Source organism: Mesobacillus subterraneus, from assembly GCF_020524355.2.
GTDB classification, from domain to species: Bacteria; Bacillota; Bacilli; order Bacillales; family Cytobacillaceae; genus Mesobacillus; species Mesobacillus subterraneus_C.
In genome coordinates this window covers 1147715-1161375 of sequence record NZ_CP129019.1, presented here as the reverse complement: position 1 = coordinate 1161375, position 13661 = coordinate 1147715, and the positions used below count along the sequence as shown (strand labels likewise).

Sequence of the window (13661 nt, the reverse complement as noted above, 5' to 3'; positions counted from 1 at the left end):
CAAATAATGATTCTTACTTTTCTCCGCCAAACCATTTAACAATCAATTTGTCTACTTCACCGTTTTCCATTTTTTCTTTCAGAACCTTGTTAAATTCCTCCGTCAGCTTGCTTCCTTTAGGGAAAGCGATCGCAGATCCAGCTTCTTCTTCACTTCCGTCTTCGATTGTAAATCCATCAAGATCAGGATTATTCTTAAAGTACCCATCTGCTACTGTATCCTCGATAATCGCAGCATCAATACGACCAGCTTTGATTTCCTGAACCAATTCAGGAATTCTTGTGCGCTTCTCAATCTTGATATCCACTGTTTCAGCGATTTTCTCAGCTTCTTCTTCCTGAATGGATGAAAGCTGAACGCCAACTGTTTTACCTTCAAGGTCCTTAATTGATTTGATATTGCTATCTTTTGCAGAAACAATCATGTGCTTCGCAGTATAGTAAACTTCAGTGAAATCTACGTTCTTCTTTCGGTCATCTGTCGGAGTCATGCCTGCCATGACAAAATCAACACGGTCGGACTGAAGAGCACCAATAAGACCATTAAAATCCATATCTTTAATTTCTACTTCATACCCTAATTCATTTGCAATCAGATTGGCTAAATCTACATCAAAACCAATAATTTCATCACTTGTAGCTGTTTCTACGTATTCAAATGGCGGATAGTCCGCTGAAGTGCCCATTTTCAGGACTTTCTTTTCCTCGTCGCCGGTGCCTGATGTTTTTTCACTGCTTGTCCCACACGCAGCGAGGACTCCCGTTAATATAATGCCCACCAATAAAACTGAAATTAACTTTTTCATTTGATTGTTTTCCCCCTATAATGTCCATTCTGTAATTTTATACAAAATTATTAATATATCAGCTAGAAAACTCTTGTATTCATGCAAGATAATTAATAATTATTAACTAAAATGTATTTTAACACATATGAGTAAATATGCAATAATATTTTTAAATATAAATATATGATAATTTTAAACAAAAAAAGAACCCCGATAAAACCGGGATCCTTCAGTGTTTAAATTTCTTCACAATATTCTTCGAATGCATTTTGCAGCTTGTTTACTACTTGCATTGGGTCGTGTCCTTCGATTTCGTGACGTTCGACCATTGTGCAAAGCTTTCCGTCCTTCAGCAATGCGAAAGATGGGGACGATGGCGGATAGCCCGTAAAATAGCTTCTTGCTTTTTCTGTCGCTTCCTTATCCTGTCCGGCGAAAACAGTCACAAGATGATCTGGACGTTTATCATAGTGAACAGCATGTGCAGCTGCAGGACGGGCAATACCTCCGGCGCAACCGCAGACTGAGTTAACCATCACAAGTGTTGTTCCCTCTTTAGCCAATGCTTGTTCTACTTCCTCGCTCGTTGTTAATTCTGTATATCCAGCTGCCCCAATTTCCTGGCGAGCCTGACGGACTACATCATTCATGAAAAAATTGAAATCCATGCTCATCGTTACATCTCTCCTCTGCTGTATAGTAACTAGTACATAAATATATGATACCAATTAAAATTAATTTTTCAAAGTATGTTTAACTTTTATGGATTCCGGGAATGTTAACAATACAGCTAGATCCATACCCCTAAACTCCCTAGATGAAGGACAACGGAACATTCCGTTGTCCATTTTTTTTGCACGGTGCATACATTGTTTCCGGTTCACGATCGCATCGAATAATCCCCAAATTCCTAGAATAGATATGAAGAAAAGCTGCCCATTGCTGGACAGCTTAATTTTTGTCTCCAAAAAATGCTTTAAATAACTCCTCGACACCTGAAGCAACTGGTCTGTTACCTGAGATAACTTCATTTTCCACCTTAGGAAGCAGATTTTTTATTGCTGGATTATGAAAGAAATTTGCCTGAAGCTGATCAATAATCATATCATTCAGCCACTCTTTCGTTTGGAATCTCCTTCTTTCATCAAAGACTCCACTTTTTTTCGTTAAGCTCTCAAAGGCTGAAATTGTTTTCCAAATCTCATCAATGCCTTTGTTTTGTAGTGCTGAACTCGTCATAGCGGCTGTCTGCCAGCCTTTTGTTGCAGGCTGAAGGAAATGCAGGATCCGGTTATACTCTTCTTTAGTCTTTTTCGCTGATTGTTCGTTTAAACCATCCGCCTTATTCACTATGACTGCATCTGCAAGCTCCATGATTCCTTTCTTCATTCCCTGAAGTTCATCACCGGCACCAGTCAGCACGAGAAGCATAAAGAAATCAACCATATCCCTGACGATGACCTCACTCTGACCCACCCCAACAGTTTCAACAAGGATGACATCGAATCCAGAAGCTTCACATAATAGCATTGTTTCCCGCGTTTTCCGGTGGACACCACCCAGCTTTCCACCAGAAGGTGATGGCCGAATGAATGCTCTCGGATTACGCGCAAGCTTTTCCATCCTCGTCTTATCGCCAAGGATGCTGCCTCCAGTCAAGCTTGAGGTGGGGTCCACAGCCAGAACTGCAACTTTATGACCAAGATGGCATAAATAGCTGCCAAAGCTCTCGATAAAAGTACTCTTGCCAGCACCAGGCACACCTGTTATACCAATACGGATGGAACGTCCAGAATCAGCCAACAATTTCTGCAAAAGAGTTTGAGCCGTCTGAAAGTCATGCTCCGCATTGCTCTCAACCAAAGTGATTCCTTTTGCCAGAGCTGTCCTGTCCCCAGCTTTGATGTCACTTGCAAGCGCAGCTGGATCCAGTTTGCGTAAATTCCTTTTTTTTAACGAAACGCCCGGCTTTCGCTGCCGATTTTTCGACATTTCCCCCTGCCACGCCAGGCTTCACTACACTTGAGAACGAATCAGCCTTTTCAGGATTGAACCATTCCGGCCTTTTCTCATCTGCCATTAACTAGACACTTCCTCATAGCCTAGACGCTCATAAATAGTCCGTAAAACTGTCTGGGCCGCAACAGGGATGACTGTACCTGGCCCAAAAATCGCACTTGCTCCATTATCATACAAGAATTGATAATCCTGAGCTGGGATGACCCCGCCGACAATGACAACAATATCTTCGCGGCCTAATTTTTTGAGTTCATTCACAAGCAGTGGTAATAATGTTTTATGTCCAGCGGCCAAAGAGCTGATTCCAATTGCATGCACATCATTTTCAACTGCCTGGACTGCTGTTTCTTCAGGGGTTTGGAAAAGTGGACCAATATCCACATCAAATCCTAAATCAGCGAAAGCGGTTGAAATGACCTTTGCTCCGCGGTCATGGTACCATCCTGTCCCATTTTGGCAATCATGATCCGCGGCCTGCGTCCTTCATTTTCAAGGAACTCCTGTGTCATTTGCTGGACTTCAGCAATTTCCTCTCCATTTGTGAAGGCTGTGCTGTATACTCCGCTGACTGAACGGATAACCGCTTTATGCCTACCAGCTGCTTTTTCGATTGCATCTGAAATTTCCCCAAGTGTCGCCCTTGCGCGTGCCGCCCTGACTGCATACTCCAGAAGGTTGCCTTCGCCTGTTTCTGCTACCCTGGCTAATTCATTTAATGCTTCTTCTGCTTTTTCGTCATCACGGTTTTCCTTCAGCTGCTTTAGCCTTTCAAGCTGTTTCGCACGGACAGCAGTATTATCGATATCGAGGATTTCCAGGGGATCCTCCTGGTCCAGTTTAAATTTATTCACGCCGATGATTGTTTCTTTTCCAGAATCAATCTGGGCCGCCTGTCGCCTTTGCAGCAGCTTCTTCGATCCGCATTTTTGGAAGTCCGGTTTCAATTGCTTTCGCCATCCCGCCAAGACCTTCAATTTCTTCAATATGCTCCCAGGCACGCTCAATCAGCGAGTTTGTCAGACTTTCAACATAGTAACTGCCTGCCCAAGGATCAATGACCTTCGTAATTCCTGTTTCTTCCTGAAGGAATAGTTGTGTATTACGGGCAATGCGTGCTGAAAAGTCAGTCGGCAGTGCAATTGCTTCATCCAGGGCATTGGTATGCAATGATTGAGTGTGCCCCATTGCCGCTGCATGCGCCTCTATCAGTGTCCGAATAACATTATTATATGGGTCCTGCTCGGTCAAACTCCATCCGGATGTTTGCGAATGAGTTCTCAATGCCATCGACTTTTCATTTTTTCGGATTGAATGTCTTGATCATTTTCGCCCAAATATAGCGGGCTGCCCTCATTTTGGCTACTTCCATGAAATAGTTCATTCCAATCGCCCAGAAGAAGCTTAAGCGTGGTGCGAATGAATCAATATCAATTCCAGCCTTAAGGCCAGTCCTAACATATTCAAGACCGTCTGCAAGAGTGTACGCCAATTCGATATCCGCGGGAGCACCAGCTTCCTGCATATGATAGCCTGAAATGCTGATTGAATTGAATTTCGGCATATATTTGGAAGTGTACTCGAAAATATCGGCAATAATTTTCATCGACATTTCCGGTGGATAAATGTACGTGTTCCTGACCATATACTCCTTCAGAATGTCATTCTGAATTGTCCCGGATAATTGATCCTGTGTCACACCCTGTTCCTCGGCTGTCACGATGAAAAACGCCATGATTGGCAGAACAGCACCATTCATTGTCATGGATACAGACATCTGGTCGAGCGGGATACCGTCAAACAAAATTTTCATATCTAAAATGGAATCAATTGCGACTCCAGCTTTCCCGACGTCGCCCTCGACGCGAGGATGGTCAGAATCATAGCCCCTGTGTGTTGCCAGGTCAAAGGCAACAGACAAACCTTTTTGCCCCATGGCAAGATTTCGTCTGTAGAATGCGTTGCTTTCTTCCGCAGTAGAAAAGCCTGCATACTGTCTTACCGTCCAAGGCCGGTTCACATACATCGCTGGATACGGCCCCCGTAAAAGGAGGTAGACCAGGCATGCCTTCCATATGATTCGAAGAGCTTACATCTTCTTTTGTGTACACTGGCTTCACCTTGATTTGCTCATTCGTTTCAAATAATAAATCATCAATCTCTTGCTCTATATGGCGATCCACTTGATCCTTGTTGACTTCCTTTTCCCCATCGAATAAACGTATTTTTGTAAAGTCAGGCTTTTGCATTTGCGCCCACCTCCATTTCCTGAAGCATAGCTGATAGAGTCTGTACGGCATTGCTTTTTATGTGAAGAAACTCAATAATGCCGGAAGTTTTCCATTCGCTTTGTTTTTCATCAGGGATACCTGCCAGGTAAAGCTTGACATCGTGCTCCCTTGTTATCTCCAGCGCCAGCTCCGGTCCAATAGAATTGTAGGCAGCCTGATCGCCGCAAATAATAAACTGTCTAGCTTGAGATGAGTTAATGAACTCAAGGGCTGCTGAACTGGAGTCCACTTCCCCGCTTCTTTCAGCATCGATTCCTCCCGCCGACAATAAGCCGGAAATGAAATCTGCCCTTGCCTTATGCTTCTTCAGCTCACCCAGGCAAATCAGTCCGACAATAGGGTCCACACCCTTTTTCTCAAGTTTCATAGCCCTGAACCTCAACTCTTCATAAGGCTCAGCTAATCTTTTTAGATTTAACGGTGTAAAGCTTGCTTTCATATCTTTGAAATTTTCTAACAGTGAGCTTTCAGCGGTGATTTTACTGATGGCAACCTCAAGAGAGTCTATCATATACTTTCTTTTTAACTCCTGGACTGCAGGTTCAACGATATCATCCGAAGGGTTGGCATAAACGTTCGTTCCAATTATGCTCTTCATACGAGTAGCAATGTCCTGCCCACGTGCTTCTGCGGTCTGTGCAATTTGCTCCTGAAGCCAGCCTGCTTTCAGCGTTTCATAAATTCCATCCTTGCCATCAATTTCGAGGAATAGCTCCCATGCTTTTTCAGCCAGTTCCTTTGTCAATGACTCGACATACCAGGAACCTCCTGCAGGGTCAGCTACTTTTTCAAGATGTGCTTCAGATTGAAGCACCAGTTGTGTATTTCGGGCAACTCTTTCCGAAAAAAGATTCGCAGATCGTGCCGATTCGTCAAAGCTTCCTGTATGAAGGTACTGGATTCCGCCCAAAACAGCGGCAAAGGCTTCATTTCCCGTCCTGAGCATGTTCACGTATGGGTCGAAAATAGTTTTTGTGAACTTTGAGGTTTCAGCTGATAAAACCATTTTCCGGTCATCAAGCTCTGCTCCGAAAGCTTCTGCTGTTTTACTCCACAGAAGCCTGGCAGCTCTAAGCTTAGCCGTTTCCATGAAGAAGTTAGAGCCGATTGCAAAATGGAACACCATCTTTGATAACGCTTTCTTTAATTCCCATCCATTGTCCAGCAACTTTTGTAGAAGATAAACTCCCGTTGATACGGCAATAGCGAGTTCCTGCACTGCATTAGCGCCGCTGTTATGGTATGGAACGGTATTGACCAGCACTGTCTTTACTTCTGGTAATTTTTCATCTGCTTCTTCAAGTACCTTTGTCCAATTTGCAAAGTATTCATTTTCCTCCGTCGGAAGTCCACCAATCAAACTCGCTTCAGCAACAGGATCCGCTGCAACGAAACCTGATAGCTTCTCTTCACTACCGGCATCTTTACTGGCAATAGCCAAAGCTGCAAGCATTGGCGTCTGGAGCAAACCAGCGTCCAGGCTGAACGGATACTTATTTTTGTAAGAAGAGATGAAAGAAACTAAGGAACGATTCTCGGAAAATAACTCAGGTTGCACATCAAAGGCAATGGCTGATTGTCCCTTTGACAGTGCGTTATCAAGTTTCTCTTTCAACTCACCAACATTGGAATAAACGAGGCGGTTTGCTATATGCCAGGACTCTGACTGGTATCCAAGAGAATGGATGCCTCTTCTATAATCCGGCTGACCAGGCAGTTCTCCAGTCAATTCCTCTGGAAGATTTCTTTTTGTGTAAAGCGGTTTAAGTTTAATGTCCTCATATGTATTTGTATAAAGAGCATCAATCGGCTTGCCTTTTAATGAAGCAGCAGCTTTTTCCTGCCAATCTTCAATTGTTGTATCTTTGAACAAGGTCGCTTTCATATTTTCTATCGTCATAAACCTTACTGTCCATAGTACAGACAGCTTTCCCCCCTTCACATAAAAATTGTAGTAAAATTCTAATTTTTATACTCTTCTATATTTTAGTATACGATTGCTTTTCAAGCAACGAAGTGAATCACAATATGAAAAGCGCAAGCGCCTTGGTCAGCCCCGACAAGCGCTGGAGGGCCGACCAGTGAAGTCGTTCTTTGACTTCACCTGAGCGGACCGAAACCGAAAAGTATAGCCGACTGCCCAGAAACGCAGAAACTGGAGACTCCGACAAAGAAGCGCTTTTTGCTTCTGCCGGCGGAGTTGAAGTTTCGGAGTTTCTAGGAGGCGACACTAGACAAGCGACTCGAGGGGCTAGGCGCTGGAGCTGGACACTAATCTAAGTATAAAAAATTTAAACTTTCTTATTCATGAACAAAAAGCGCAAGCGCCTTGGTCAGCCCCGACAAGCGCTGGAGGGACGACCAGTGAAGGCGTTCTTTGACTTCACCTGAGCGGACCGAAGCGACTCGAGGGGCTAGGCGCTGGAGCTAGCTTAAGATTACTACATGTAGTTATCCACAACTAAACAATTTTTTAATTTCCTGGTAAACAATATAAAAGCCGCTGCATTAGCAACGGCTTTAAAATACGATTAATAAATAGAAGTAGTTTCTTTCGATGTATTCTCAAGGATCTCTTTAACCCTTGCAAGGAATCGGCCGCAAACCATGCCATCCAACACACGGTGATCAAGAGACAGACATAGGTTCACCATATCACGAACAGCGATCATGCCATTGTTCATGACTACAGGGCGCTTAACGATCGATTCCACCTGGAGAATCGCTGCCTGCGGGTAATTGATGATTCCCATTGATTGAACGGAACCGAAAGAACCTGTGTTGTTGACAGTAAAGGTTCCACCTTGCATATCCTCGGATCGAAGCTTTCCTGCGCGTACCTTTTGAGCAAGTTCATTGATTTCACGGCCAATGCCTTTGATTGTTTTTTCGTCCGCGTTCTTGATGACAGGTACGAAAAGGGCATCATCAGTCGCGACAGCAATTGAAATATTGATATCTTTTTTCTGGATAATCTTATCTCCAGCCCACATTGAGTTAATTTGCGGAAATTCCTTCAATGCCTGGGCAACTGCCTTCACGAAGAAAGCAAAGAAGGTAAGATTGAAGCCTTCTTTTTTCTTGAAATCATCCTTAAGGCCATTCCTGTACTCTACTAGATTCGTAACATCCACTTCTACCATCGTCCAGGCATGCGGAGCTTCATGTTTGCTGCGCAGCATGTTCGCGGCAATTGCTTTGCGAATGCCAGTCACTGGGATTTCAATGTCACCAGCAGCAACCGGGACAGACAGAGCTGGCGCAGATGGCTGTGACTGTGCAGCAGGCTGTGGTTGCGCCGAAGCAGTTTCAACCTTAGCCGCTTCTTTAGGTGCTTCAGTCTGTGCAGAAGCTTGAGGAATATTACCGGATTCAATCATTTGCTTAAGATCCTTACGGGTAATCCTTCCGCCCGCTCCGCTTCCCTTAACCAGGGATAAATCAATGTTATTTTCCTGAGCCAGCTTCAATACTGCAGGTGAATATCTGCCTTTGTTGCCTTCCTCTGCTGCAGGTGCTGGAGTTGCACTTGCACTTGTTGTAGATTCAGTTTCTGAAGAAGCTGCTGGTGCTTCTTCAGTAGCTCCGCCTTCGATTTCTATTGTGCAGATAATTTCCCCAACTGCCAATGTATCGCCTTCACCCGCAATCAATTCTTTGACTGTCCCTGAAAATGAAGATGGTACTTCAGCGTTTACTTTGTCGGTCATAACTTCTGCAAGTGGATCATATTTATTCACTTTGTCACCAACGGAAATCAGCCATTTGCTGATTGTTCCCTCAGTAACACTCTCACCTAATTGAGGCATTTTGATTTGTTCGATTGCCACAGATTGACCCTCCTTCTCCATTCATTCTATTTCCAATATGATTATGTTAAAATTCAGCAAGTTCTCTCATTGCTTTTTCAACTTTATCAGGATTGATCATAAAATATTTCTCCATAGTTGGAGCATAAGGCATTGCTGGTACATCAGGTCCTGCCAGTCTCTTGATTGGAGCATCCAATTCGAATAAGCAGTGCTCTGCAATAATCGCAGAAACTTCACTCATGATGCTGCCTTCTTTATTGTCTTCCGTTACAAGCAGTACTTTTCCGGTCTTTGAAGCAGCCTCGATGATGGCTTCTTTATCCAATGGATATACAGTACGAAGGTCAAGGATGTGCGCGGAAATCCCGTCTTTTGCAAGCCTTTCAGCTGCCTGAAGGGCAAAGTGGACCGCTAGACCGTAAGTAATGACGGTGATATCCTCGCCTTCACGTTTGACGTCAGCTTTGCCAATTGGAAGCACATAATCATCATCAGGTACTTCGCCTTTGATCAAACGGTAGGCACGCTTATGTTCAAAGAATAAGACTGGATCCTCATCCCTTATAGCCGCTTTCAACAGGCCTTTTACATCATAAGGTGTTGATGGCATGACGATTTTCAAGCCTGGCTGGTTCGCGAAAACCGCTTCAACCGACTGTGAGTGGTAAAGCGCACCGTGTACACCGCCGCCATAAGGAGCGCGGATGACCATCGGACAGCTCCAGTCATTATTTGAACGGTAACGAATTCTTGCTGCCTCTGAAATAATCTGGTTTACAGCCGGCATAATGAAATCTGCGAATTGCATCTCGGCGATTGGACGCATGCCGTACATTGCAGCACCAATTCCAACCCCTGCAATCGCTGATTCTGCAAGCGGAGCATCAATAACGCGATCTTCTCCAAACTTCTCAAATAAGCCTTGTGTCGCTTTGAATACTCCACCCTTTTTACCAACATCTTCACCGAGGACAAAAACTCTCGGGTCTCTTTCCATTTCTTCTTTGATTGCCAATGTCACTGCATCTATATAAGAAATTACCGCCATTTTCGTTCCTCCTTACTCTTCAGCATATACGTATTTCAGAGCTTGTTCAGGCTCAGCATACGGTGCATTTTCAGCATAATCAGTTGCTTCATTAACCAGCTTCATGATTCGATCGTTGATTTCCTTTTCAGTTTCATCATTCATGATGCCATTTTCCTTCAGATAAGCGCCGAAGGTAATGATCGGGTCCTTCGTTTTTGCCTGTGCAACTTCATCAGGCGCGCGGTAGCTTCTGTCATCATCATCTGATGAGTGTGGAGTCAGGCGGTAGGAAACTGCCTCGACAAGAGTCGGTCCTTCACCGCGTCGTCCTCGGTCAGCCGCTTCCTTGACGACTTTATAAACTTCTAATGGATCATTTCCATCAACAGTGACTCCAGGCATGCCATAACCGATCGCACGGTCGGAAACCTTCTCGGCTGCAACTTGCCTCTCGTATGGAATCGAAATCGCATATTTATTGTTTTCAACCATGAAAATGACAGGAAGCTTATGGACTCCCGCAAAGTTTGCTCCTTCATGGAAATCACCCTGGTTCGACGAACCTTCTCCAAACGTAACGAACGTTACTAAATCCTTCTTCTCCATTTTACCTGCAAGAGCGATTCCAACAGCATGAGGAACCTGTGTTGTTACCGGAGAAGAACCTGTGACGATCCTGTTCTTCTTTTGACCAAAGTGTCCAGGCATCTGGCGCCCACCTGAATTTGGGTCTTCCGCTTTGGCAAAACCGGAAAGCATCAGGTCTTTAGCAGTCATGCCAAAAGTTAAGACCACACCCATGTCACGGTAGTATGGAAGCACATAATCCTTATCCCGATCCAGGGCAAAAGCAGCTCCTACCTGTGCAGCTTCCTGTCCCTGACAGGAAATGACAAACGGGATTTTCCCGGCACGGTTCAATAGCCACATCCGCTCATCCAGCCGGCGGGCCAAAAGCATTGTTTCATACATTTTCATAACCTTTTCATCACTTAAGCCAAGTGCAGCGTGACGATTTTCTGCCATCTTTATACCTCCCAATTGTTCGTACAAGGCTCTTTTCCGGGGAAAAGAGCTCTTGCTTTTAAAATAGAATTTAAGAATGGATTGCCTTGCCATCCACAGCCAAGGCCGCTTCACCGATTGCCTCGGACAATGTAGGGTGAGGATGGATGGTGTGGGCAATTTCCCATGGTGTAGCATCTAGCACTTTTGCAAGTCCCGCTTCTGAAATCATATCTGTTACATGAGGTCCAATCATATGGACACCAAGAATATCATTCGTTTCCTTGTCAGCTATAATCTTTACAAAGCCATCGGATTCACCATATACGAGTGCCTTTCCGATTGCCTTGAAGGAGAATTTTCCTGTCTTCACATCGTGGCCTTTTTCTTTTGCTTCATCTTCAGTCAAACCAACACTGGCAGCCTCTGGAGAGCTGTATATGCATTTTGAGACAAGCGTATAGTCGATTGGGTGCGGATTTTGATTGGCAATGTGCTCAACTGCCACTATTCCTTCATGTGAAGCCAAATGCGCAAGCTGCAAGCCTCCAATCACATCGCCAATTCCATAGATATGAGATTCTTTTGTCTGGAAAAATTCGTTTGTCTGAATGAATCCTTTTTCCAGCTGTATTTCTGTATTCTCAAGTCCGATTCCTTCAACATTTGCCTGGCGTCCAACTGAAACAAGCAATTTATCAGCAGAAAATTCCTTCGTTTCACCTTTAACCTCTGCGCTGATCGTGACACCATCAGCTTTTTGCAGGGTCTCTGATAAGACTTTCGCGTTTGTTACGATTTTCACGCCTTTTTTCTTCATCGCACGCTGCATTTCTCTTGAAACTTCCTTGTCTTCGGTTGGAACAATTCGATCTGCATACTCAATCACAGTCACAGCAGAGCCAAAATCAGCGAGCATGGAAGCCCATTCGATTCCGATTACACCACCGCCAACGATGATGATTGACTTAGGAAGATCCTCCATGACAAGCGCTTCGTCTGATGTCATCACATATTGCCCATCTGCTTCAAGACCAGGCAATGTTCTAGGTCTTGAACCTGTCGCAACGATGACATTCTTCGGGATCAGCATTTCATTTTCTTCGCCATTGTTCATCTCTACAGAAATGGTTCCTGGCATCGGCGAGAAGATGGATGGGCCCAAGATTCTTCCCAGACCTTCATAAACATCGATCTTGCCCTGTTTCATCAGATGCTGTACACCACGGTGCAGCTGCTCGACGATTTTCTCTTTTCTTTCCTGAACCTTTACGAAGTTGACGCCAACTTCACCTGTCGTCACGCCAAATTCTTCGCTTTTCTTTGCGGTAGCATAAACCTCAGCACTGCGAAGCAATGCTTTGCTTGGGATACATCCTTTATGCAGGCATGTTCCGCCAAGCTTTCCTTTTTCAACAATGGCAGTTTTCAAGCCAAGCTGAGAAGCTCTGATTGCTGCTACATATCCGCCTGTACCGCCTCCAAGAATGACCAAATCATATTCTTGAGCCATCTGGATCCCTCCTCTATATATGGTCTAACCCTTTTATAAGAATGCTGATTTTCGCTCCAGGCTTTGGCATGTGTTATAAATAAGCCAGTCTTACATCCCCGGATATTCTTTTACATCTTCTTCACCGCGAAGGATTCGGAGGGCTCCTTCAGCAAGGGCCTGAAGTTCGTTTTCTCCCGGGTGGACTATAACGTCGGCAATCCAATTGATTCGTTCAGAGATTTCCTGGACGAACTCTTTGCCGTAAGCAAGTCCGCCAGTCAGTACAATCGCGTCCACTTTACCAGCGAGGACTGCACTAGCTGATCCGATTTCCTTCGCTACCTGATAAGCCATTGCTTCGTATACAAGCTTTGCCTTCCCATTTCCTTGCTTGATCATTTTTTCGACTTTCACTGCATCATTCGTGCCAAGATACCCCACAAGGCCGCCCTGGCCGACTAGTTTTTTCATTATTTCTTCGCGGAAATAATCGCCAGAAAAACATAGCTGAACAAGGTCACCCGCTGGTACTGTACCTGCACGTTCTGGACTGAATGGTCCATCGCCATGCAGACCGTTATTCACATCAACAACTCTTCCCTTTTTATGGGCACCTACAGTGATACCACCGCCAAGATGGGTAATAATCAAGTTCAGCTCTTCATATTTTTTACCCAGTTCTTTTGATACCCTGCGGGCGACTGCCTTTTGGTTCAATGCATGGAAAATACTCTTCCGTTCAATAAGCGAGAATCCCGATACACGCGCAACCGGGTCAAGTTCATCGACCACGACTGGGTCGACGATGAAGGAAGGGATATTCAAACCAGATGCAATTTCATAGGCTAGAATACCTCCCAGATTTGAAGCATGCTGGCCTGAATAACCTGCACGCAGGTCATCGAGCATCTTATTATTCACTGCATATGTTCCGCCTTCGATTGGCCGTAAAAGCCCGCCGCGCCCACAAACAGCACTCAATTTTGAAATGTTGATCCCTTCAGTATCAAGCGTTTCAAGTATCGTATTCTTCCTGAATTCGTATTGGTCGATGATGGTTTCATAGGAGTTGATGACAGCTGAATCATGACGGATCGTTTTTTCAAAAACCGAAACCTCATTGTCAAATACTCCAATTTTCGTTGATGTAGATCCTGGATTGATAACTAGAATCCGATGTTCTGTTTGTTGCACAGTTAAACCTCCAATTTGCTCGCGGAATGAA

Annotated in this window: 10 protein-coding genes and 1 pseudogene; 1 reads left to right on the top strand and 10 read right to left on the bottom strand. The window is 44.5% G+C overall.

The window, feature by feature from the left end; translation table 11 throughout:
* Positions 1-13 precede the first annotated feature (13 nt).
* The 5 genes and pseudogenes from LC048_RS05770 to LC048_RS05750 all read right to left on the bottom strand — a co-directional run bounded on the left by LC048_RS05770 (position 14) and on the right by LC048_RS05750 (position 6994).
* On the bottom strand, positions 14-805 hold the full coding sequence (locus LC048_RS05770) for a transporter substrate-binding domain-containing protein (RefSeq protein ID WP_226602111.1): 792 nt from the start codon (positions 803-805) through the stop codon (positions 14-16).
* 218 nt (positions 806-1023) lie between these two features.
* The gene (locus LC048_RS05765; protein WP_226602110.1) at positions 1024-1461 is read right to left on the bottom strand and encodes a BrxA/BrxB family bacilliredoxin; all 438 of its coding nucleotides are present in this window, start codon (positions 1459-1461) and stop codon (positions 1024-1026) included.
* A gap of 277 nt (positions 1462-1738) precedes the next feature.
* Positions 1739-2779, bottom strand: coding sequence for a methylmalonyl Co-A mutase-associated GTPase MeaB (gene meaB / locus LC048_RS05760; RefSeq protein WP_306049692.1), 1041 nt, complete (start codon positions 2777-2779; stop codon positions 1739-1741).
* A gap of 87 nt (positions 2780-2866) precedes the next feature.
* A pseudogene (scpA, locus tag LC048_RS05755) lies at positions 2867-5052 on the bottom strand (methylmalonyl-CoA mutase).
* The gene (locus tag LC048_RS05750) at positions 5039-6994 is read right to left on the bottom strand and encodes a methylmalonyl-CoA mutase family protein (protein ID WP_306049690.1); all 1956 of its coding nucleotides are present in this window, start codon (positions 6992-6994) and stop codon (positions 5039-5041) included. Before LC048_RS05750 ends, scpA begins: the two are co-directional and overlap by 14 nt.
* Positions 6995-7188: 194 nt before the next feature.
* On the opposite strand from LC048_RS05750, the gene LC048_RS05745 reads away from it, so the two are divergent.
* Positions 7189-7374: a hypothetical protein gene (locus LC048_RS05745; RefSeq protein ID WP_226602106.1), complete on the top strand. Its 186-nt coding sequence runs from the start codon at positions 7189-7191 to the stop codon at positions 7372-7374.
* A 251-nt stretch (positions 7375-7625) separates the two neighbouring features.
* Here the strand turns inward: LC048_RS05745 and LC048_RS05740 are convergent, their stop codons facing one another.
* The 5 genes from LC048_RS05740 to buk all read right to left on the bottom strand — a co-directional run bounded on the left by LC048_RS05740 (position 7626) and on the right by buk (position 13630).
* On the bottom strand, positions 7626-8924 hold the full coding sequence (locus LC048_RS05740) for a dihydrolipoamide acetyltransferase family protein (RefSeq protein WP_306049688.1): 1299 nt from the start codon (positions 8922-8924) through the stop codon (positions 7626-7628).
* Positions 8925-8970: 46 nt separating this feature from the next.
* Positions 8971-9954, bottom strand: a complete 984-nt coding sequence (locus tag LC048_RS05735) for an alpha-ketoacid dehydrogenase subunit beta (RefSeq protein WP_226602104.1) — start codon at positions 9952-9954, stop codon at positions 8971-8973.
* Positions 9955-9966: 12 nt separating this feature from the next.
* Positions 9967-10962, bottom strand: a complete 996-nt coding sequence (locus LC048_RS05730; protein WP_226602103.1) for a thiamine pyrophosphate-dependent dehydrogenase E1 component subunit alpha — start codon at positions 10960-10962, stop codon at positions 9967-9969.
* Positions 10963-11032: 70 nt separating this feature from the next.
* Positions 11033-12454 (bottom strand): dihydrolipoyl dehydrogenase, encoded by a 1422-nt coding sequence (lpdA, locus tag LC048_RS05725; protein ID WP_226602102.1) that lies wholly within the window; start codon positions 12452-12454, stop codon positions 11033-11035.
* A 90-nt stretch (positions 12455-12544) separates the two neighbouring features.
* Positions 12545-13630: a butyrate kinase gene (buk, locus tag LC048_RS05720; RefSeq protein ID WP_226602101.1), complete on the bottom strand. Its 1086-nt coding sequence runs from the start codon at positions 13628-13630 to the stop codon at positions 12545-12547.
* Positions 13631-13661: the final 31 nt, after the last annotated feature.

What these genes read in the sequence shown, in the direction of transcription:
- meaB (WP_306049692.1), bottom strand. Translation starts at nt 2,779, where the DNA reads ATGTCGAAAAATCGGCAGCGAAAGCCGGGCGTTTCGTTAAAAAAAAGG.
- LC048_RS05735 (WP_226602104.1), bottom strand. Translation starts at nt 9,954, where the DNA reads ATGGCGGTAATTTCTTATATAGATGCAGTGACATTGGCAATCAAAGAA.
- LC048_RS05770 (WP_226602111.1), bottom strand. Translation starts at nt 805, where the DNA reads ATGAAAAAGTTAATTTCAGTTTTATTGGTGGGCATTATATTAACGGGA.
- LC048_RS05750 (WP_306049690.1), bottom strand. Translation starts at nt 6,994, where the DNA reads ATGACGATAGAAAATATGAAAGCGACCTTGTTCAAAGATACAACAATT.
- LC048_RS05765 (WP_226602110.1), bottom strand. Translation starts at nt 1,461, where the DNA reads ATGAGCATGGATTTCAATTTTTTCATGAATGATGTAGTCCGTCAGGCT.
- lpdA (WP_226602102.1), bottom strand. Translation starts at nt 12,454, where the DNA reads ATGGCTCAAGAATATGATTTGGTCATTCTTGGAGGCGGTACAGGCGGA.
- LC048_RS05730 (WP_226602103.1), bottom strand. Translation starts at nt 10,962, where the DNA reads ATGGCAGAAAATCGTCACGCTGCACTTGGCTTAAGTGATGAAAAGGTT.